Below are 18038 nucleotides of genomic sequence, written 5' to 3' on the forward strand. Positions count from 1 at the left end.
GGAAATGCAACGGAATCTAAGCGTGATCCAACATCCGGTTCAGGGCAAGACGTGCCGGCCCGGCCACTTGTTCGGCCACTTTGATCCGGTTCGGAGGTTGGCCTTCAGCCAGCGATTCGAGAGCCCATGCCAAATGGGGGAGGTCAATCCGATTCATCGTCAAGCATGGACACATCCTTGGGTTAAGTGAAAGGATATGCTTGTCCGGGTGCTCCTGGATGATCCGGTTTACGAGGTTCATTTCCGTTCCGATTGCCCATGCGCTGCCCGGAGGAGACTGTTCGATAGACTGGATAATCATATTAGTGGATCCGGAAATGTCAGACGCTTCGACAACCTCTCTTGAGCACTCCGGGTGGACGATGATCTTCATATCCGGATATTCCGCACGAATGTGATCCACATTCACGGTGGTGAAATTTTCATGAACAGAGCAGTGTCCTTTCCATAAGATAACCTGGACCTCATCCATGGGGCCGCTGCCCACCAGCTCTTCCTGAACCGGATCCCATACGGCCATTTTTTCTAGAGGAATTCCAAGCTCGAAGGCTGTATTCCTGCCCAGATGTTGATCAGGGAGGAATAACAGGCGCGGTTTTTGGTTGAACGCCCACGTCACCATATCCGCTGCATTCGATGACGTGACTGTCGCCCCGCCATGTTCCCCGACGAACGATTTAATCGCAGCTGTGGAATTTACATAGGTGAGAGGAAGAATCGTGTCTCCAAACAAAGCCGTCAACTGCTCCCATGCCCGTTCCGTTTGGCGGATATCAGCCATGTCAGCCATGGAACACCCTGCCCGCATATCGGGGAGGAAGACGTGCTGATCTTCTCTTGTTAAAAGGTCCGCCGTTTCCGCCATAAAGTGAACACCACAAAAAACGATGGCTTCCGCCTCGTGCTGAGTGGCGGATAGTTGGGCAAGCTTTAACGAATCTCCGCGGGCATCAGCAAATTGGATGACTTCATCTTTTTGGTAGTGGTGTCCGGGAATGAATAACCGAGGACCCCATTCTTGTTTCACTCGTATAATCATCTCTTCAAGCTCTTCATCAGCCATCCTCTTGTACCGTTCAGGCAGGGAGGGGCGTGTCGAATTCAAAGTTTCAAAAAGGTTCATAACATCTCCTCCTTCATTAAAACCGCCCGGGCGCTGAAATCAAGCGATCGGACGCTGTGGGTTAAAAAGCCGAGGGAAATGTAGTCCACGTTCAAATGGCGGTAAGTGGAAAGGTTGTCCAGATGGATGCCGCCGGAAACTTCGGTCGTGATGGTCTCTGGAATAGAAGGAAGCATCCGTTCAATGTCTTCAGGAAGACGGTTATCAAACATAAGGACGTCCACCCCCGCATCCACCGCTTCCAGCACCTGTTCGTCTGTCTCGGTTTCCACTTCGATGTTCACCATATGGCCGGTTTTTGCTTTGATATGCTGGACGGCGTTTGTAAGAGATCCATAAAAAGCGATGTGGTTGTCTTTTAACAGGACAGCATCATATAGTCCGAAGCGGTGATTGTATCCGCCACCGGCGCGGACGGCTTCCTTTTCAAACATCCGCAGCCCCGGCGTCGTTTTCCTCGTGTCACAAAGACGGATCTTTGGATTCCCGAGGGTCCGGACAGCTTTCCTGGTCAGAGTGGCGATGCCGCTCAGCCGCTGAATGCAGTTAAGGACGACCCTTTCCCCTTTCAGAAGATCCGTCATCGGTCCGTAAACCTCAGCCAGACAGGTGCCCGGCTGGAATTCGTCTCCGTCCTGGACAAGCACCTTTGTTCTAACCTTTTCGTTGAGGAGATGGTAGCTGTCTGTAACCACCCATCCTCCGCAGAATATTCCTTTTTCTTTAGCGGTGATGCGCAGCATGCCGTGCTGATCGGCAGGAAACAGCAGATCCGTACTGACATCGTAATCTCCAATATCCTCGATTAAGAAATCCTTCAGTTTATCCAAGCGTTTGATGCGGTTCATCATTCGTCTCCTTTGTGTGGGATTGAAGCAGGATGGTCTGGTCCTTCCACTCTGCCTGTTCTTCGGGATAGTCAGAACGAAAATGACTGCCTCGGCTTTCCTTTCGTTCCAAAGCAGCGGTCGTAATCAACCGGGCTGTATGGAGCAGGAATAAAACCGTTACCTGCTCCTTCGTCAACATCCCTTTATCAAAACCATGACCCGTTGGGAAAGAGTCCAGCCATTTTTTATGGGCATGCAGATCCTTATGGTTTCTTACAATTCCTGCTGCTTCCATCGTCCGCTTCTGAATAACCTGCCGTTCAGGGAGATGAAGGGGAACGGCAGGCGGCGGACTTTTTTTCCGTCGCTGCGAGGGGAGAGAGGATGACAGGGAGTTCAAAAACCGTGCGGCTCTTCTGCCGAAAACGAGGCCTTCCAACAGGGAATTGCTCGCCAGTCGGCTGGCACCATGGACTCCTGTACAGGCGTTTTCTCCAACAGCATATAATCCGGGAACGTTCGTCCTGCCCCTGTCATCTGTTTTGACCCCTCCCATAATAAAATGACACCCAGGTGCCACAGGAATCAGACCTTGCTGAAGGTCGACCTGATGCTTCAGGCAGAGGGCGGTGATGGAAGGAAACCGTTCCTGAAAACGAGGCACGTGCCGGATGTCCAAAAAGACCGGCCGGCCTTTTTGACGGTGGTGAAAGATGGTCTGAGCCGTCACATGGCGCGGGGCAAGATCTTCCATCGGGTGGATCCCTTTCATGATTCTTCTGCCGGTCTCATCGACAAGCACAGCTCCCTCTCCTCGTACAGCTTCGGAAATTAACCCGGCGCCCTGCCCGTTAATGTAAAGAAGGGTGGGGTGAAACTGGATATACTCCATATCAATCAACTCCGCTCCAGCCTCAAAAGCAAGAGCGATGCCGTCCCCTTCAGCGGATGCTGCATTGGAAGTACAGGCATACACCTGGCCGCACCCTCCTGCAGCGAGGACGGTATGGGGAGAAAGGAAGGTATGGATCTTCCCGTATGCATCCTTACTTCGTGCACCAAAACATTCTCTCTGATCGTTGATAAGTAATTCAAAAACGAACTGATTTTCCAGAACAGTTACGTTTGGCGGCAGCACATCTGCCAAGCATTCCACAAGCCTCCTGCCGGTTTGATCTCCCCCTCCGTGGACAATGCGGCTTTGTCCATGGGCGCCTTCCCGTCCCAGCTGAAACTGTCCCAGTGAATCTTTATCGAATGCGCAGCCGATAGAAGCCAGATCATGGATGACGGAGTTCGCTTCCCGGATCATAATGTGAAGGGGCCGCAATGCATTGGTAAAGCGGCCGGCTTTAACGGTGTCGTTGTAATGGGAGGAAGGGCTGTCATCCCCGCCAAGTGCTGCCGCAACTCCGCCCTGCGCCAAGAAAGAATTGCTGTGTTGTAATGTAGACTTTGTGAGTAATATCACATTCATTGTCGGACGAAGGTGTCTGGCAAGCTGTAAAGCAGAAGCGCCGCTTCCAATGATCAAAACATCTGCATCCATGTCGTTCCCTCCTGTTAATGTATATACATATGTATTGACACTAATGTTCACATAAATTTAAACTGAAGGCAAGCGTTTGTTGAACAGGGGGATCGATCATGAATCGATATTTTGATTATGCGGCCACAAGTCCGGTGGATCCAGAGGCATTGGAGGCTTATGTCCATGCTGCCACTCACTACTATGGAAATACGCAAAGTCTCCACGATGCAGGAACAAAAGCTTCCTCATTATTGGAACACTGCCGGAAGAAGCTTGGGGAACTCCTTCACGTCCCGTATGAAGGAATTGCTTTTACGAGTGGAGGAACAGAAAGTAATGAACTGGCTGTATCGGCATTAATAAGGGCACTTAACAGTCAGCATCTTGTCATTTCCGGAGGGGAACATTCTTCCATTCACAATCTGGCAGAGCGGATGAAAGGACAGGGCATCCGAGTGACGATCATCCCGCTGCATCCAAATGGGCAGGTCGATCTTACAAAACTGGAAAAAGCCCTGTATGATGAACCTGCTGTCGTCGCTCTTCACCATGTCAATGGAGAAATCGGGTCCATTCAGCCAGTGGAAGAAGCTGTCCATACGGCAAGGAAGTATGGATCTCTGCTCCACTGTGACTGCGTACAGTCCTTTGGGAAAATTTCCTTAAGCACCATCGGATCCATTGTGGACAGTTTATCGGTTTCCAGCCACAAAGTGTCCGGGCCCAAGGGGACAGGGGCTGTATACATACGTCCTGATCTTTCCTTTCAGCCTCTTACCCCAAACGTGACCCATGAAAAAGGGGTACGCCCGGGAACCGTGGATGTACCGGGGGCCGCCGGATTCGTTACGGCTGCGGAAAAAGCAGTCAAGCACCTCCCTGTACGTGCTGCTTATCATCAACAATTAAAAACATCTTTTCTTGAGGAGTTAACAACTGGATATTGGCAGCTGGCCGGAGACACCGAACATCAGCCTGTGCCCATCATAGGTCTGATGATCGATAACCATCAGGGGCAGTGGATGATGCTGGAAGGCAGCCGGAAAGGGTACTTCTTTTCGACGGGCAGCGCCTGCCGCACCCATACGCAGCAGCCATCGTATACGTTAAGCGCCATGGGGGTGAAAGAAGAAGACGCGAAGTCTTTTATTCGGATATCCTTCAGCCATCACCATTCAAAAACGGATATCCTCGATCTTGCCCATCATCTGAATCAGTATCTGCCTCGGGAGCACGTTTGAAAGGCAGGGACATGCTTCCTATTTTTCTTTCATACAATGAGGGAAAGGGGGGATAGGATGGGGATTTTTCATGAATTCAAACAGTTCACCATCCGGGGAAGCGCTGTCGATATGGGGGTTGGAATGGTGCTTGGAGCTGCATTCAGCGGTTTTATCGACTCCCTCGTCACCGACCTGCTTCTTCCTCCCATCGGTGTTCTGTATTCCAGTATGAATTTCGAAAATATGTTCATCAGTCTGGACGGCTTGTTTTACCCTTCCCTCGCGGCAGCGAAGGAAGCAGGAGCGGCAACCATCAATTATGGACTTTTTCTTACCGCTTTCATCCGTTTCGTCATTATTCTATTTGCTGTCTTCCTCGTTGTAAGGCAGATGAATCGTTGGAAGAAACCACACCAGCACCCGCTGGACGGCCTGACAAAAAAAGAGTGTCCGTACTGTTGTCTTCCTATTCCGCCCCGGGCAGTCATCTGTCCGCATTGTTCATCCTCGCTGGAAGAGCAGAAAATTTCCTCCCGGACACATGGCACGACGTGGAGAATCAAATAAAAAGGCGCAGTGATGACACTGCGCCTTTGGTTATGTGCGTTATTCAGCTGATTCTTCCTCAGATTCTTCTTCAGAACCCTCTTCGGAATCTTCGCCTTCCATTTCAGAGGAATCCTCTGATTCTGTATCACCGGATTCCTGCTCTTCTGTCTGCTCTTCCTCTGTGTTGCCTTCCTCTTCACTTTCTCCGCCGCATGCTGCCAGTGTTAAAACAGAAACCATACCTAAAGCCAGTAACCATTTCTTCAACATCAATAAACTCCCCTTTCAAAATTGAGGTACGTCCACAAGATACCTCCTCATTGTTAAGATAAATTGAATAACTTGTTATATTATGGTAAAGTCTGATAATTTAAAAAGATTTGGTTCATTGGTCGGGTGACTTTAGGAGGGATTTATTTCCTGAGGAGTGGAGGGAGAGATTCAATGATTTGGGACATCCTACAACTATGAAGATGTAGGAGGTGCCGCTTTGGATAACAAAGTCAGCGGCTGGTGTCTCGTCAGTATGGCTTCTATACCTCTTGTGATGACGCTTGGCAATTCCATGTTGATTCCTGTACTTCCGATTTTTGAAAAGAAGGTAGGCATTACGTCTTTCCAGTCCAGTACGATCATTACCAGCTATTCCATTGCTGCTATTATTCTCATCCCTATTGCCGGTTATTTATCGGACCGCTTCGGGAGGAAGATGATCATCCTGCCCAGTCTCGTACTGGCTTTTATCGGGGGTTTGATTGCTGGTTTTGCATCCTGGAAGCTGGAGGAGCCGTTTCTATGGATCACCATCGGCCGCGTCCTTCAGGGAATGGGAGCAGCGGGAGCAACGCCCATTATCCTTCCGCTTGTGGGGGATTTGTACAAGGATGATGATGCAAAGGCAAGCTCATGCCTGGGGATCATTGAAACATCCAATACGTTCGGGAAAGTGCTCAGTCCTATTTTGGGAGCAGCTTTTGCAGCCGTCTTATGGTTTTTACCATTTTTCTCGATCTCTTTTTTCAGCCTCATCTCAATTGTTTTAGTCTTTTTCTTTATTCAGGTGCCAAAAGGCGGGGAAGAAAAACCCCGGCCTTTTAAGCAGTTTATTAAAAAAACGAAAGAAATTTTTAAGCGGGAGGGGGCATGGTTATATCCTGTTTTTCTTATTGGTGCCTATGCCATGCTCGTTTTATTTGCCGTCTTGTTTTTTATGTCGGATATGCTGGAGAAGGTCCATGATATTAAAGGAGTAAAAAAAGGATTTGTGCTGGCCATTCCTTTATTCACCTTGTGTATGTCTGCTTTCATCACAGGGAGAAAGATTAAGGGAGATACTGACGTCATGAAAAAGGTGCTCCTTTTTTCTCTGCTGACGGCCGCTGGTAGTGTCGTATTTACAGGCTATATGCATGAGCGGCTGGTATGGCTGCTTGTCGTAACAAGTATCCTCGGCACGTCTATCGGGGCGATGCTGCCTACGCTGGATGCTTTGATTACAGAAGGGATTGAGAAGGAGGAAAGGGGGACCATCACCTCGTTTTACAGCTCTTCAAGGTTTATCGGAGTAGCCGCAGGTCCTCCGCTGATGTCTCTTCTGATGAAAGAATATATGAACGTCAGCTATATGGCGGCAGGGGCAGCAGGGGCTTTGTTGTTTATCATCGTATGGAAGCTTGTGCAGCCTGACAACCAAAAAACAGCATAAACCAGACGGTCGATAGTGTTCGCGGCCGTCTTTTTTTGATAGAGATCATCCGGCCCCGCCCTTAAAAGTCATCCTTTCTGGAAGGATGAAAAAAGCCTGCAGGAAAACATGCGGTTTTCTCTGCAGGCTGAAAGGTTTCAGCAGTATTCGTTGTAGGCCTTCGTCAGGTTCGCGGTAATTTCCTCGACCTCATAATCTTCGATGTCTTCTCTTGGAATGAAGTGGACGACCTGTCCGTCTTTCAATAAAGCCATGGAAGGAGAGGAGGGTTCGTACCCTTCGAAGTAATCACGCATACGCGCAGTCGCTTCGCGGTCCTGTCCGGCAAATACGGTAACAAGGTGTTCCGGTGCCTTTTCGTTGTTCAATGATTCTCTTGCAGATGGGCGCGCAAGTCCTGCAGCACAGCCGCAGACGGAATTGACGACAACGAGGGATGTTCCCTTCGTTTCGCCGATGAATGTATCGACTTCTTCCGGTGTTGTTAATTCAGTAAAGCCGGCGTTCGTTAATTCATCACGCATCGGCTGGGAGATTTCTTTCATATACTGCTCATATGGGTTCATGGGGTGGACCTCCTATTGTTGTTTTTGCTGAGTGGCCTGTGTCATCTGATGCCACACAGATCCTTTGGCTTCTTCTCCGCCTTCAATTCTTTCTATAGCCATATTCACCTGCAGGCGTACTTCGAATTCCGGGTCATCCGCCGCTTTTCTTAAGGCAGGCAGAGCAGATTCATCTCCGAGTTCGTAAAGGAACATGGCTGCACGCCAGCGGACAAGCTTGTTGGAATCACTTAGAGATTCCATCATTTTGGGCATGGCTTCCTTGAAGCCGAGGTCGGATAAGCAGTCGCCGGCTGTGCGCCGGACAGTGACTGTCTTATCATTCAATGCTTTGTACAAATAAGGAAGGGTTTCCAGCTCTTCGATCATGCCGAGATAAGCAGTCGCAAGCCTGCGGATCGAAGCTTTCCCGTCATCAAGCGCTTTATCGAGAATCCGGTAATCCTCAGCTGTCGGATCCATTTGATCCAGAGCGGCATACCGGACCTTCCAATCGTCATGATCCAGAGTCTCCAAGGTAATGGAGGCTTGTTTTTCCTGATTATCTTCGACAGGAATCTCCTCATCAAACGCTTGTTTAACGAGCGTTTCCAGTCGGTTTTGATCATAGCTTGCGGAAATCTCTTCTTTTACCTGTTCCCCGATTTCCTGGACATCACCGTAACGCGGGCTCTGCTCGACCCACTTTCGTTCCATAATCATGTTTGGAGAGGCAGGAGAGGCTTTCATAGCCGCTTCCATAAAACGTTCAGGAAGTCCTACCCGCGTCTCCTCGTCCCCTTCTTCGAGTTTCACCTGCATCGGAAGTCCTTTGAACATTTGGATGAAGACGCGTACTTCGCCGAAATGCTCGTCCGGCTGAACGGGTTCTTCCGTCTGTTCTGCCGCTTCTGCCTCGCCAAAGACTTCACGTACTTGGGGAAGAATAGCTTCCCAGGACACACGGGCATTTCTCTCGAGGGCTATGAAGTCGGTCACATGATAGGCTCCCTTGACGCCTTCCACAGCAAAGAGCTGCTGGATGAAATTCGGGGATTGTTCATGGTCGTCCCCTTTTTTGTAGTTATGCGTTTCGCCGTCCGGGAGTGTCTCACTTAAGTTAATCTTCATGGAGTTCGGACTGGGTGTTGGTTCAATCGAAACAATTCTCATTCAACATTCCCCCTAAACGTTCCTTATCTTTTCATTTTACCAAAGATAAGCAGCAGCATCCAAAAATCCTCCTTCTGTCCATTCGGGCATTTGGATGAAGGGGGAACAACGAAAAATGAAACCATTTGTGAAATAAAGACGTATGTATATTGGAGACTAAGAAAAAAGGAGGGGAAAGAAATGTCGGAAGCAGTCATGCAGCTGAAGAATGTTAAGAAGACCATCGGCAGGAAAGAAATCATCAAAGGGTTGGATTTTGATATCCATGCTGGAGAGGTTTTCGGTTTTCTTGGTCCGAACGGGGCTGGAAAAACAACTACAATCCGAATGATGGTCGGATTGATTGAAATGACCGAAGGCGATGTTGTAATTAAGGGACACAGCATAAGCAGAGAATTCAAGCAGGCGGTCCGCCACGTTGGTGCCATCGTTGAAAATCCGGAGATGTACCCGTTCCTAAGTGGCTGGAAAAACCTTGTTCACTATGCAAGAATGATGCCGGGGATTACAGAAGAGAGAATTCATGAGGTGGTCAAACTTGTCGGCCTTGAAAATCGGATCAAGGAAAAAGCAGGGAAGTATTCCCTCGGCATGAGACAGCGTCTTGGTATTGCCCAGGCCCTTCTCCATAATCCATCCGTATTGATTCTGGATGAGCCGACCAACGGACTGGATCCATCAGGTATCAGGGAAATCCGTGCCTACATAAGAAAACTTGCGGAAGAAGAAGGAGTGGCCGTCATCGTATCCAGTCACATCCTTTCCGAGATGGAAATGATGTGTGACCGGATGGGCGTGATTAAAAATGGCGAGCTGATTTCCATCCAGATGGTTCACGAAGCACACCAGAGCGAGGATGTCGAAGTCGTATTCACGGCATCACCGGTCGGTCAGAGTGCCGCAGCCTTGAAAGAGTTGACGGGTAAAGACGTAGAGGCCGGGGAAGAGACATTGACCGTCCAGATGACAAAAGAGGCGATCCCTGACGTCGTTTCCGGGCTCGTTCAAAAAGGGATCCGGATTTATGGAGTAAATATCCACCGCTCCACACTCGAGGATAAATTCTTAGATTTGATTGGAGAGGGAGCCATTGAGTAATTTTTTTCAATTAGTCAAAAATGAATGGATGAAGCTGCTCCATCAGAAATCCACCTGGATTATGATGGTAATCCTGGCCGTGCTGGTTTTAGGGGCGGGCATCCTTTTTAAAGTGGATGCAGCCTTTACGAACGGCGACGTGCCGAGCGGGGATAACTGGAAGCAGGAATTGCAGGAGCAGAACGAACAATTGATGGAGGATCCCACAGGAGAAGTAGAATATCCGAACTACCGGAATATGGAGGAGAACCAGTATCGGATTGATAACGATCTTGCACCGACCGCATATAACGGCTGGGACTTTGTCGGAGATAATCTGGGACTCTCTGCACTTGTCGGCTTGTTTGCTATTATTGTAGGTGCGGGAATTGTTGCAAATGAATTTCGCTGGGGAACGATCAAGCTGTTATTGATCCGTCCGATTACTCGGCTGAAAATTCTATTGTCCAAATACGTTACAGTCCTTACATACGCGCTGGCCATGATGGTGTTTTTGTATGTGTTCTCGTTGATTACGGGCGCTGCTCTGTTCGGTCTCGAAGGTTTTTCAGAAACTTACGTCTATCAACAGAATGGTGACTATCAAAACACAGGGTTGTTTTCTTTTTCATTGTTGAAATATGGTTTGAGCTTTATAGAATTAACCATTATGACGACTTTTGCATTCATGATTGCTGCTATATTCCGGAACACATCGCTTGCCATCGGTTTAAGCATTTTCTTGATGATGGCCGGAAGTTCCATCATTTTCTTCCTTATTGAAAAGGAATGGGCGAAGTTTATTCTTTTCGCTAACACGAACTTGAACCAGTTTTTCGAGGGATCACCGATCATTCCCGATCTGACTCTTGGGTTTTCTGTAACGGTTTTAGCGGTATATTATATAGTATTCCTGCTATTATCCTGGGTATTTTTCACGAAGCGCGACATCGCTGGATCATAATTAAAGGAGGAATTGGATATGAAACGAACAGCAGAAATTGTACTTACGGTTATCGGTATTGTCTTGTTTGGACTGCCTGTTATTTTGAGCGGGGTCCTTTTGAATGCAAAGGATAATCCGCAGGTGCGTCAGGAACTAGAGAGCTTTATGAATTCTCCGGAAATGCAGATGGAAGGTCAAATGAACATCAATCAAATTGTAGACGCTATGGGATCTTTTGCAATGTTTGTCCTCATCGCTTCGCTGATTGCCATCGGCTTGGGAATACTGGCAATCGTCTTCCTTAAAGGGGATAAAAAGCCGAAAGCCGCGGGTATCATTCTGATCATTACCGCTGTCATCTTCACCTTTGCCACCTTCGGCATGGGTCTTTTCGGAGCGGCAGCCTTCCTGATTGCAGGAATCGTCGCTCTTGTTCGTAAGAAGAAATCTACCGTAGAAGATGGAGGCACAATCGATTATTAAGGAAAAAGCACAGCCGCGGCTGTGCTTTTTTTAATCCATGTAGCGGTTCTGCTCGTCCACTTCGGCAGCCTGGCGGTCATACACACGCCCGTACTGGGGTTGGAATCCACTCCCTCCACAAATCCGGCACGTGTAACGCCATGCCTCATCGTCCATTAATAATCCTTCGCCGTTACAGGCGAGGCACAATTTGTCCTGTGTCATCACTCAGATCCATCCTTCCTTTCTCCTGCTTTCCTGCTCTTACTTTTTCACAGGGAGAATTTGTTATGCAGGGATTATGTTTTTTCAGAACGGGGAATGCAGTAATCATTGGAGGGATGAGTCATGAGCAGGGAAGAGGATTACGTGGAAGAACAGGAAGAGCATGAAGAGATAAAAAACGGAAAAAAAATAGACCGGCCCGGCCGGCAGTTTTATATTCCATCCCAGATCGTCGACGAATTCGGGGAAAAGGGAAGAGATCACTTAAATAAACCGTTCAGGGCCCAGTTTCTGCTGGCTTTGACAGCGGGCTCCTTTATGACCTTCGGGGCGGTGTTCTCCATCCTTCTTGCTGTTGGAGTGGAGACGAAAGGACTTTACCATCTGCTATCCGGCCTCGGATTCGCCGCCGGGTATTCGATGGTGTTCATTTCGGGAGCGGTTTTGTTTACAGAAGTCAACGTTCTTCTGCCCTCCTACTTATTTAACAAGCAGGGATTAATGAGCAGGAATATTTATAAATTCTGGCTGTCCTCTTATGTAGGTAACATTCTTGGTGCCTTTATGGTAGCTGTACTCATTTATATGTCCGGCTCTTTATCCACTACGTTCAATACTGAACTATCCATGTATCTGGATCACAAAATGAAATTTCTTGATCATGGATGGAAAGGTTGGTTCCAGATTCTGATTTCCGGGGTGCTGGCCAACTGGCTGATTGGTATGGCCGCGTTCCTGACAACGGCTGCCCGCGATATTACAGGGAAAATACTGGGAACGATGCTGCCGGTTATCCTGTTTGTTGCTGGTAACTTCCAGCACAGTGCAGCAAATATGGGCTATTTCAGCATGGGTTTTCTAATTTCAGATCAATACACATGGTATGAATACATCCTTCTTAATCTGCTTCCCGCCAGTATCGGGAACTTGATTGGAGGAGGGATTCTCGTTTCCCTGCTGTTTTCCTACGCCTATAAGGAAGATATCCAGACCACACTCGGGAGAACCAATGGTTCAAAGAAAAAATAAGACAAAAGCCTGCGGAGAAACCCCTGTTTCCCCGCAGGCTTTTTTTCTTGCCGTCAGGAGCACCACTTCTTGAAAGTACCTTAGGCATCCACTGATAAGCAGAACGTGCCCCTCCATACGACATACGGCCAACTCTACCTGGATAACACGGACTTTTTTCCGTGGAGACTTCGATGTTTAGAGGCGCTTGGTGATGATGACTATGAAAACAGGTCTCTATTTTCATTCAAACAGCAGCACTTCAAGGTCTTTGTTGTAGGAATGCACCAGCATAGCCTGCAGCTGCCCGCGGTGATGGTACATATGAGCAACGATCTGGACGAGCCATTCATACCGGGTGTAGCGTACGTCCCACCAGGAGGTCGTCTCTTCCTGGAGTTCTTCTTCTGTATAATATTCAAACTGGGCTTTCAACTGGGCAAAGTTATGAAAAAGATGATCGAGAATTTCCTCTTTCGTTTTCATGTTGACCGTTTCATAGAACCTCTCCATCTTTTCTTTTGAGGCCCCTTCTGTTATGTATCCGTCGGCCGCCGGAATAGTGGCCATATGGGCCAGCAGTTCGCCGATGGAGTATTTGCCCCGGGTCGGCCTTAACTGCATATCTTCTTCTGTCAGCTGACCAATAATTTCAGAAAGGGAGGCGATGACTACTTCCAACTGATGAAACGCACTTTGGCAATACATATTCATAAGAACACAACCTCATTTATAATGGTATTTCATGTTTTACTTCTGCGGATTCTGTCTGAATTCCTTTTTGAGGTGAAAAACTACATAGAACGACGAAATAAGTGTTTTTTTTCAATGCCTTGTTTCGTGAAAAAGGATTGACCCTTACGCTGCGTGAGCGCTTATGGTTAAAGAGGAGGTGATGATCGATGTACAAAGTGAAGGAAATGGCGGAACTTGCCGGCACCAGTATCCGGGCGCTCCATCATTATGATGAGATCGGCCTGCTCACGCCCAAATGGACAAACGAGAAAGGCTATCGGTTTTACGGAGAGGATGAAGTGAAAAAACTTCAACAGATTCTTTTTTTCAAAGAGATGGACTTCCCGCTTGCCAGGATTCAGCAGATTATCGAAAATCCGGATTTCAATGAAGCGGAAGCCCTGTCCCAGCATAGAACGGTGCTCATGAAGAAAAAAGAACGACTGGAAAAACTGATCTCGTCTGTCGATCAATCCCTTCAGTCCCTGCAAGGAGGAAAAGAGATGACACATGAAGACAGATTCACGCCCTTTAACAAAGAGGAAATCGAAAAGCACCAGCAGCAGTATACTGCTGAGGTAGAGGAGCGGTGGGGGCATACGGATGCCTACAAAGAGTCGAAGAGAAGAACAGATCAGTATAAAGACGAGGACTGGAAAAAAATCCAGGAAGAAAGCATGGCTATTGACCGGAGCCTCTCGGCGAGAATGAAGGATGGACCCGGTAATTCAGAGGTGCAGCGGTTGATTGGTGAAAAGCGCAGACATATAACCGATCATTTTTATCCGTGTACACTGGAAATATTCAGGGGACTGGGAAGCATGTATGTGCACGATCCGCGATTCAAGAAAAATCTGGATCAGTGGGGAGAAGGGTATGCCGCTTTTCTTCATGAAGCCATCGACATCTATTGTGACCGAGTGTCCTCGTGAAAAAAGGTGGAGGCGGCCCGTATGGGCGGCCTCCATCTTTTTTTACCGCGGGCGGCAGATCAGTCCGTTATGAACTTTGATATAACCGTGCCTGAGGATGTCAAAGCCGTTCTCATACATATATAAACCCATCTGTTCAACGGTCATCAGTTCTCTGTAAGTATGATTCATCACATCAGCCATTACATGGTAATACAGGCGGGACCGGAGCTGGTTCCTCGGAGTTGTAAGAACGGCATAGCCGTTGTCCTTCAAAAAACGCCTGTGCCAGTCTACCGCTTCCTGTTTATACTCATCAGGGAAATGCTCCAGCAGACCTACCGAAAGTACGATGTCGAATTCTTTTCCATAAGGAAGGTTCCGGATATCGTCCACCACATATTCAATGTTCAAGTCATCCTTGTAGACGATTTTATCCTGGCCTGTTTTTGGGTTGTGTCCGAGAAAAGGGTAGCTTTCCGGAAACTCAGCAAAACGTGTCGTTTTGCAGTATTCATCGTAATCAACCATGACAATTTCTGCACCGGGGTACATGGCAGCGAGCTGCATGGCTTCATATCCTTCCGCAGCTCCGAGAAAAAGAATACGGGGGCGGTGGACGAGCAGTCCCTGGAACAGGGCTCTTTTTCCCCGTGGATCCCAAATGCCGTCCTGGATTCGGTGCACGTAGTTCCATAAGTGCAGTCGTACAAGGTTTCCGAGTGCCTGATTTACTTCAGACGGTTGAAACGAACGAAGACTGCTCAGGAATTCCTGTTTGGTCCGGTCTTTTTCCTTGGGTACATCTTTCATGAACCACTCATGAAAGGCTCTGTTGAAATAGGTCCATGAGGTGTGAGGATCCATCGTTACTTCGTTGGATTGTTCCCATTCCTTCCGTTCTTTAGCGTACCTTTTTACTTCGAAAGGTTTTCCGACGTCTTTCCAGGACAACAGTGACCAGTCGGACACCGTATTGACGCGGACGAACTTATTGTATTCCTTTTCCGAATACTTCCTGAGGTCAACGCGATGCCGGGGGAGGACAACTGTATTTCCGATATCTTCTTCATGGTAAGGTTTGGATGACTGGTTTTCGAGTACGGCTTCCTTCATCAACGATCCCACCTTTTCCTTTATAAGGTTCACTATACTTATTTTTGTAAACGTTTACAATATTTCGCTTCATTATATGGGCACCCTTCTTTCTTCTATATATTACAGACCGGTAAAGTCCTTGTAATGTATGAAACGTATTTGTTGCTCTTCTGTTATTGGAATCCTTGCTGTACATGTTAGAGTAGGTCTTGTGAATTTAAAGCAGCGCTTAGCCGAGAGCTGAGCGAGACTGTTTACCAAGGAGGAAATTGAATCATGATGAAAAAAACTATCGTTTCTTTGGCGGCGGTCGCATCGGTTTCGGCAGTAACAGCAACAGCAGTAAGTGCAGAAGAAGTAACAGTGAATAAAGGAGACACACTTTGGGGCATTGCTCAAAACCATAATGTGTCTGTGCAAGATATAAAAAATAACAACGGATTAAACTCTAACTTAATTTTCCCGAATCAAACGCTGACCGTAAACGGAGGCAACAATAATGGACAAGCTTCCTCATCCAGCGATGTCCACAAAGTCGTTTCCGGCGACACACTATTCAGTATTGGTCAAGACAATGGCGTGAGTGTAGAACAGCTTCAGGCCTGGAACAACATTGATTCCCATTTAATTTACCCTGGCGAAGAGCTTTCTCTTCAAGGCTCGGCTGTAGAAACGTCTACAGAGCAGAGCGCTCCTGAAAGCCATTCATCTGATCAAGAGGCAGAAGCTGAACAGACATCAGCAAATCCTGCCGGTGGGGACGAAGCCGTTAAAACAATGACAATGGAAGCGACAGCTTATACAGCGTTTTGTGAAGGCTGCTCCGGTACGACAGCAACCGGTATTGACCTTAGAGCCAACCCGGACCAGAAAGTGATCGCTGTCGACCCTGATGTGATTCCACTAGGTACAGAAGTCTATGTAGAAGGTTACGGCAAGGCTGTAGCCGGCGATATTGGTGGTGCGATCCAAGGGAACCGTATCGACGTCTATATGGAAGACCGTTCTGACGCGCTTGATTTCGGACGTAAATCTGTAGAAGTAAAAGTTTATGAATAATATAGAAGAAAGACGGCCCTGATCCGGGGCCGTCTTTTTTTACATTTGTTTGAGAAATGCTCTCCAATTAACGAAAATACGTTTAAAAATCAAACACAGCGGAAACCGTTGAGTAAGGATGATTCCTGATATAAAAGGATGTAATAGAAAAAATGCTATAAAACATAAATTTTGCTTGCATTAACGTCGTTTTACTAATAATATCAAGAGGAATCATTTCATATCCTAAAAAGAAAAGGAGGACACCACGATGACTCTGCTCTATTCAAAAGCCCGTGAGTTGTTCGATCAGGACTACAAAAACAGCCCTGAAGGTCAGGCACAGGAAAAAGGTAAAGGGGTAAAACGCACACGGAGTGGAAAGGTTCTTTTCTCTTTCCGTAAGCAGAATAACAAACGTAAATAACTTTAGACGTGGTGAAGCCAGCTATGAGAAGAAATATGAGACGAATAAACATGGCCGACTATTTAAAAAATAGAGTCCCATGGATCAGCGCTTATTTGACGGAATCAGTCAATAGGCGCTGATTTTTTTATGCAAAGGTTTAGGTCGTCCTCGTTGCGGTAATGGTGTAGTCACAAGGAGGCGGACAAGGATGACCATTTTTTCTAAAGAAGCTCTGAAGGGCGAACATATCATCGTAACGGGAGCAACAGGTGGAATTGGATATGAAGCAGCGAAGGAAATTGTCCGTGCAGGAGGTCATGTAACCATTACCGGCCGGAACGAGGAAAAGCTTTCTTCATTGAGAGAGGATTGCGCCAGCATCAATGGGGCGGCACAGATTTATGTAAGTGTAGCGGATCTGAACAAGACGGAGGACCGAAAGAAAATTGTCCACGATGCAGCACAGGCCATCGGGCCCGTTACCGGAGTTGTCAACTCTGCGGGGATCATTGGCGGCGGGCCGCTGGAAGACCTCACAGAGGAGGAGATGCGGAAGGTCATGGAATTGAACTATTTTTCCACGGTTCTTTTTACTCAGGAAGCTTTTCAAATGATGAAGGCACACGGGAAAGGTTCGATCGTAAATTTGTCTTCACTTTCTGGTCTGCGAGGAACGCACAGCAATACAGCTTACAGTGCCTCAAAGTTCGCGATCACCGGCTTTACACAGTCTTTTGCGTTTGAGGCCATTGAACATGGGATCCGCGTAAATGCGGTCTGCCCGGGGTACGTGGATACAGCAATGGGGCAGGAAGCCATCCGTACAAAAGGAGAGAGGGAAGGAAGAAGCTACGAGGAGCAGCGGGCACTCGCTGAAGAGGGCATCCCGTCTGGGAGGTTAAGCAGCCCGGAAGAAGTCGCACGTTCAATCGTTTACTTGCTTTCTTCTGCTTCAGAAAACATTGTTGGAGAATCATTGAAAGTTTCAGGTGGGACGGTCATGAGATAAGGAACGGTTTCCCACTCTTTTGTTTTCCAAAGACTCAAACAGGGAAAAGATAACTATTCGCCTATTCTATAAGGAAAGGAGTGATTTCGATGGGACGATTGATTCGAAAAGTAGCCAAGTATGGACCCATTGTCTATCCACTGATTAAGAAGTTTATGAGAAAAAGAAAAGGAAGATATTAAAACGTGCTGATACCAGCGCGTTTTTTTGTAGGAAGATCACCATGTATACGGTATTCTTCATCCTAATCTTAAAAAATATGAAAATACCACTTGTGTAATAAAGGACAGCCATGGTATATTATTAAACGTCGCATTAAGAGCGACTCAACGGAAAGAAATACGCCGTGAAAAACACAAAAATAGTTGTTGACTTCAATAACCATGCGTGTTAAATTAGTATTTGTCGCCGAAAACGACAGCCAAACGCTTTCTCAACTTC

The 18038-nt window shown here is 47.5% G+C and carries 20 protein-coding genes; 11 read left to right on the forward strand and 9 right to left on the reverse strand.

All coding sequences use genetic code 11. The features are described from left to right. Positions 1–16: 16 nt before the first annotated feature. Genes nadA through nadB form a run of 3 tightly spaced genes read right to left on the reverse strand, consistent with a single transcriptional unit; the run spans position 17 to position 3502 of the window. Positions 17–1123 carry a quinolinate synthase NadA gene (nadA, locus tag ACXAD6_RS19780; protein WP_474970313.1) on the reverse strand — a complete coding sequence of 369 codons (1107 nt, stop codon included), beginning with the start codon at positions 1121–1123 and terminating at the stop codon, positions 17–19. Next, positions 1120–1971, reverse strand: coding sequence for a carboxylating nicotinate-nucleotide diphosphorylase (nadC, locus tag ACXAD6_RS19785; RefSeq protein ID WP_474970314.1), 852 nt, complete (start codon positions 1969–1971; stop codon positions 1120–1122). Before nadC ends, nadA begins: the two co-directional genes overlap by 4 nt. After that, the gene (gene nadB / locus ACXAD6_RS19790) at positions 1946–3502 is read right to left on the reverse strand and encodes an L-aspartate oxidase (protein ID WP_474970315.1); all 1557 of its coding nucleotides are present in this window, start codon (positions 3500–3502) and stop codon (positions 1946–1948) included. The genes nadC and nadB overlap by 26 nt, the downstream gene beginning before the upstream one ends. A gap of 98 nt (positions 3503–3600) precedes the next feature. Here nadB and ACXAD6_RS19795 point away from each other — a divergent pair, with 98 nt between their 5' ends. Further along, the gene (locus ACXAD6_RS19795) at positions 3601–4725 is read left to right on the forward strand and encodes an IscS subfamily cysteine desulfurase (protein WP_474970316.1); all 1125 of its coding nucleotides are present in this window, start codon (positions 3601–3603) and stop codon (positions 4723–4725) included. Positions 4726–4782: 57 nt separating this feature from the next. Then, on the forward strand, positions 4783–5274 hold the full coding sequence (mscL, locus tag ACXAD6_RS19800; RefSeq protein WP_474970317.1) for a large conductance mechanosensitive channel protein MscL: 492 nt from the start codon (positions 4783–4785) through the stop codon (positions 5272–5274). 39 nt (positions 5275–5313) lie between these two features. Here mscL and ACXAD6_RS19805 read toward each other — a convergent pair whose 3' ends face one another. Beyond that, positions 5314–5526: a hypothetical protein gene (locus tag ACXAD6_RS19805; protein ID WP_474970318.1), complete on the reverse strand. Its 213-nt coding sequence runs from the start codon at positions 5524–5526 to the stop codon at positions 5314–5316. A gap of 256 nt (positions 5527–5782) precedes the next feature. Between ACXAD6_RS19805 and ACXAD6_RS19810 the strand changes: the two genes are divergently transcribed. Beyond that, positions 5783–6961, forward strand: a complete 1179-nt coding sequence (locus ACXAD6_RS19810; RefSeq protein WP_474970473.1) for an MFS transporter — start codon at positions 5783–5785, stop codon at positions 6959–6961. A gap of 137 nt (positions 6962–7098) precedes the next feature. Here ACXAD6_RS19810 and ACXAD6_RS19815 read toward each other — a convergent pair whose 3' ends face one another. Continuing rightward, positions 7099–7527: a BrxA/BrxB family bacilliredoxin gene (locus ACXAD6_RS19815; protein WP_027953252.1), complete on the reverse strand. Its 429-nt coding sequence runs from the start codon at positions 7525–7527 to the stop codon at positions 7099–7101. A 12-nt stretch (positions 7528–7539) separates the two neighbouring features. Beyond that, complete coding sequence (locus tag ACXAD6_RS19820) at positions 7540–8679, reverse strand: conserved virulence factor C family protein (protein WP_474970319.1); 1140 nt, start codon at positions 8677–8679, stop codon at positions 7540–7542. Between the two features lie 180 nt (positions 8680–8859). On the opposite strand from ACXAD6_RS19820, the gene ACXAD6_RS19825 reads away from it, so the two are divergent. Genes ACXAD6_RS19825 through ACXAD6_RS19835 form a run of 3 tightly spaced genes read left to right on the forward strand, consistent with a single transcriptional unit; the run spans position 8860 to position 11185 of the window. Beyond that, positions 8860–9777, forward strand: a complete 918-nt coding sequence (locus tag ACXAD6_RS19825) for an ABC transporter ATP-binding protein (protein WP_474970320.1) — start codon at positions 8860–8862, stop codon at positions 9775–9777. Further along, positions 9770–10720, forward strand: a complete 951-nt coding sequence (locus ACXAD6_RS19830) for an ABC transporter permease (RefSeq protein ID WP_474970321.1) — start codon at positions 9770–9772, stop codon at positions 10718–10720. Before ACXAD6_RS19825 ends, ACXAD6_RS19830 begins: the two co-directional genes overlap by 8 nt. A gap of 18 nt (positions 10721–10738) precedes the next feature. After that, positions 10739–11185 (forward strand): DUF4064 domain-containing protein, encoded by a 447-nt coding sequence (locus ACXAD6_RS19835; protein WP_474970322.1) that lies wholly within the window; start codon positions 10739–10741, stop codon positions 11183–11185. Positions 11186–11215: 30 nt separating this feature from the next. Here ACXAD6_RS19835 and ACXAD6_RS19840 read toward each other — a convergent pair whose 3' ends face one another. Next, entirely contained in the window at positions 11216–11392 is a 177-nt protein-coding gene (locus ACXAD6_RS19840; protein WP_474970476.1) for a hypothetical protein, read from the reverse strand. Between the two features lie 120 nt (positions 11393–11512). On the opposite strand from ACXAD6_RS19840, the gene ACXAD6_RS19845 reads away from it, so the two are divergent. Next, entirely contained in the window at positions 11513–12418 is a 906-nt protein-coding gene (locus ACXAD6_RS19845; protein WP_474970323.1) for a formate/nitrite transporter family protein, read from the forward strand. Positions 12419–12640: 222 nt separating this feature from the next. Here ACXAD6_RS19845 and ACXAD6_RS19850 read toward each other — a convergent pair whose 3' ends face one another. Beyond that, positions 12641–13111 (reverse strand): DinB family protein, encoded by a 471-nt coding sequence (locus tag ACXAD6_RS19850; protein WP_027953246.1) that lies wholly within the window; start codon positions 13109–13111, stop codon positions 12641–12643. Positions 13112–13299: 188 nt separating this feature from the next. On the opposite strand from ACXAD6_RS19850, the gene ACXAD6_RS19855 reads away from it, so the two are divergent. Continuing rightward, entirely contained in the window at positions 13300–14064 is a 765-nt protein-coding gene (locus ACXAD6_RS19855; RefSeq protein WP_474970324.1) for a MerR family transcriptional regulator, read from the forward strand. A gap of 42 nt (positions 14065–14106) precedes the next feature. On the opposite strand, the gene ACXAD6_RS19860 is transcribed toward ACXAD6_RS19855, so the two are convergent. After that, positions 14107–15159 carry a class I SAM-dependent methyltransferase gene (locus ACXAD6_RS19860; RefSeq protein WP_474970325.1) on the reverse strand — a complete coding sequence of 351 codons (1053 nt, stop codon included), beginning with the start codon at positions 15157–15159 and terminating at the stop codon, positions 14107–14109. Between the two features lie 261 nt (positions 15160–15420). Between ACXAD6_RS19860 and ACXAD6_RS19865 the strand changes: the two genes are divergently transcribed. The 3 genes from ACXAD6_RS19865 (at position 15421) to ACXAD6_RS19875 (ending at position 17597) form a co-directional block, all read left to right on the forward strand. Next, positions 15421–16200, forward strand: coding sequence for a 3D domain-containing protein (locus tag ACXAD6_RS19865; protein WP_474970474.1), 780 nt, complete (start codon positions 15421–15423; stop codon positions 16198–16200). 250 nt (positions 16201–16450) lie between these two features. Then, positions 16451–16606, forward strand: coding sequence for a hypothetical protein (locus tag ACXAD6_RS19870; protein ID WP_169516172.1), 156 nt, complete (start codon positions 16451–16453; stop codon positions 16604–16606). Between the two features lie 190 nt (positions 16607–16796). After that, positions 16797–17597, forward strand: a complete 801-nt coding sequence (locus tag ACXAD6_RS19875) for an SDR family NAD(P)-dependent oxidoreductase (RefSeq protein WP_474970326.1) — start codon at positions 16797–16799, stop codon at positions 17595–17597. Positions 17598–18038 lie beyond the last annotated feature (441 nt).

It is taken from the genome of Halobacillus sp. ABH2_015 (assembly GCF_056158945.1).

Coding starts and splice junctions, on each gene's coding strand:
- ACXAD6_RS19835 (WP_474970322.1), top strand. CDS start 10,739: ATGAAACGAACAGCAGAAATTGTACTTACGGTTATCGGTATTGTCTTG.
- ACXAD6_RS19850 (WP_027953246.1), bottom strand. CDS start 13,111: ATGAATATGTATTGCCAAAGTGCGTTTCATCAGTTGGAAGTAGTCATC.
- ACXAD6_RS19845 (WP_474970323.1), top strand. CDS start 11,513: ATGAGCAGGGAAGAGGATTACGTGGAAGAACAGGAAGAGCATGAAGAG.
- ACXAD6_RS19815 (WP_027953252.1), bottom strand. CDS start 7,527: ATGAACCCATATGAGCAGTATATGAAAGAAATCTCCCAGCCGATGCGT.
- nadC (WP_474970314.1), bottom strand. CDS start 1,971: ATGAACCGCATCAAACGCTTGGATAAACTGAAGGATTTCTTAATCGAG.
- ACXAD6_RS19875 (WP_474970326.1), top strand. CDS start 16,797: ATGACCATTTTTTCTAAAGAAGCTCTGAAGGGCGAACATATCATCGTA.
- ACXAD6_RS19795 (WP_474970316.1), top strand. CDS start 3,601: ATGAATCGATATTTTGATTATGCGGCCACAAGTCCGGTGGATCCAGAG.
- ACXAD6_RS19870 (WP_169516172.1), top strand. CDS start 16,451: ATGACTCTGCTCTATTCAAAAGCCCGTGAGTTGTTCGATCAGGACTAC.
- ACXAD6_RS19825 (WP_474970320.1), top strand. CDS start 8,860: ATGTCGGAAGCAGTCATGCAGCTGAAGAATGTTAAGAAGACCATCGGC.
- ACXAD6_RS19865 (WP_474970474.1), top strand. CDS start 15,421: ATGAAAAAAACTATCGTTTCTTTGGCGGCGGTCGCATCGGTTTCGGCA.
- nadB (WP_474970315.1), bottom strand. CDS start 3,502: ATGGATGCAGATGTTTTGATCATTGGAAGCGGCGCTTCTGCTTTACAG.
- ACXAD6_RS19805 (WP_474970318.1), bottom strand. CDS start 5,526: ATGTTGAAGAAATGGTTACTGGCTTTAGGTATGGTTTCTGTTTTAACA.
- mscL (WP_474970317.1), top strand. CDS start 4,783: ATGGGGATTTTTCATGAATTCAAACAGTTCACCATCCGGGGAAGCGCT.
- ACXAD6_RS19860 (WP_474970325.1), bottom strand. CDS start 15,159: ATGAAGGAAGCCGTACTCGAAAACCAGTCATCCAAACCTTACCATGAA.
- nadA (WP_474970313.1), bottom strand. CDS start 1,123: ATGAACCTTTTTGAAACTTTGAATTCGACACGCCCCTCCCTGCCTGAA.
- ACXAD6_RS19810 (WP_474970473.1), top strand. CDS start 5,783: ATGGCTTCTATACCTCTTGTGATGACGCTTGGCAATTCCATGTTGATT.
- ACXAD6_RS19855 (WP_474970324.1), top strand. CDS start 13,300: ATGTACAAAGTGAAGGAAATGGCGGAACTTGCCGGCACCAGTATCCGG.
- ACXAD6_RS19820 (WP_474970319.1), bottom strand. CDS start 8,679: ATGAGAATTGTTTCGATTGAACCAACACCCAGTCCGAACTCCATGAAG.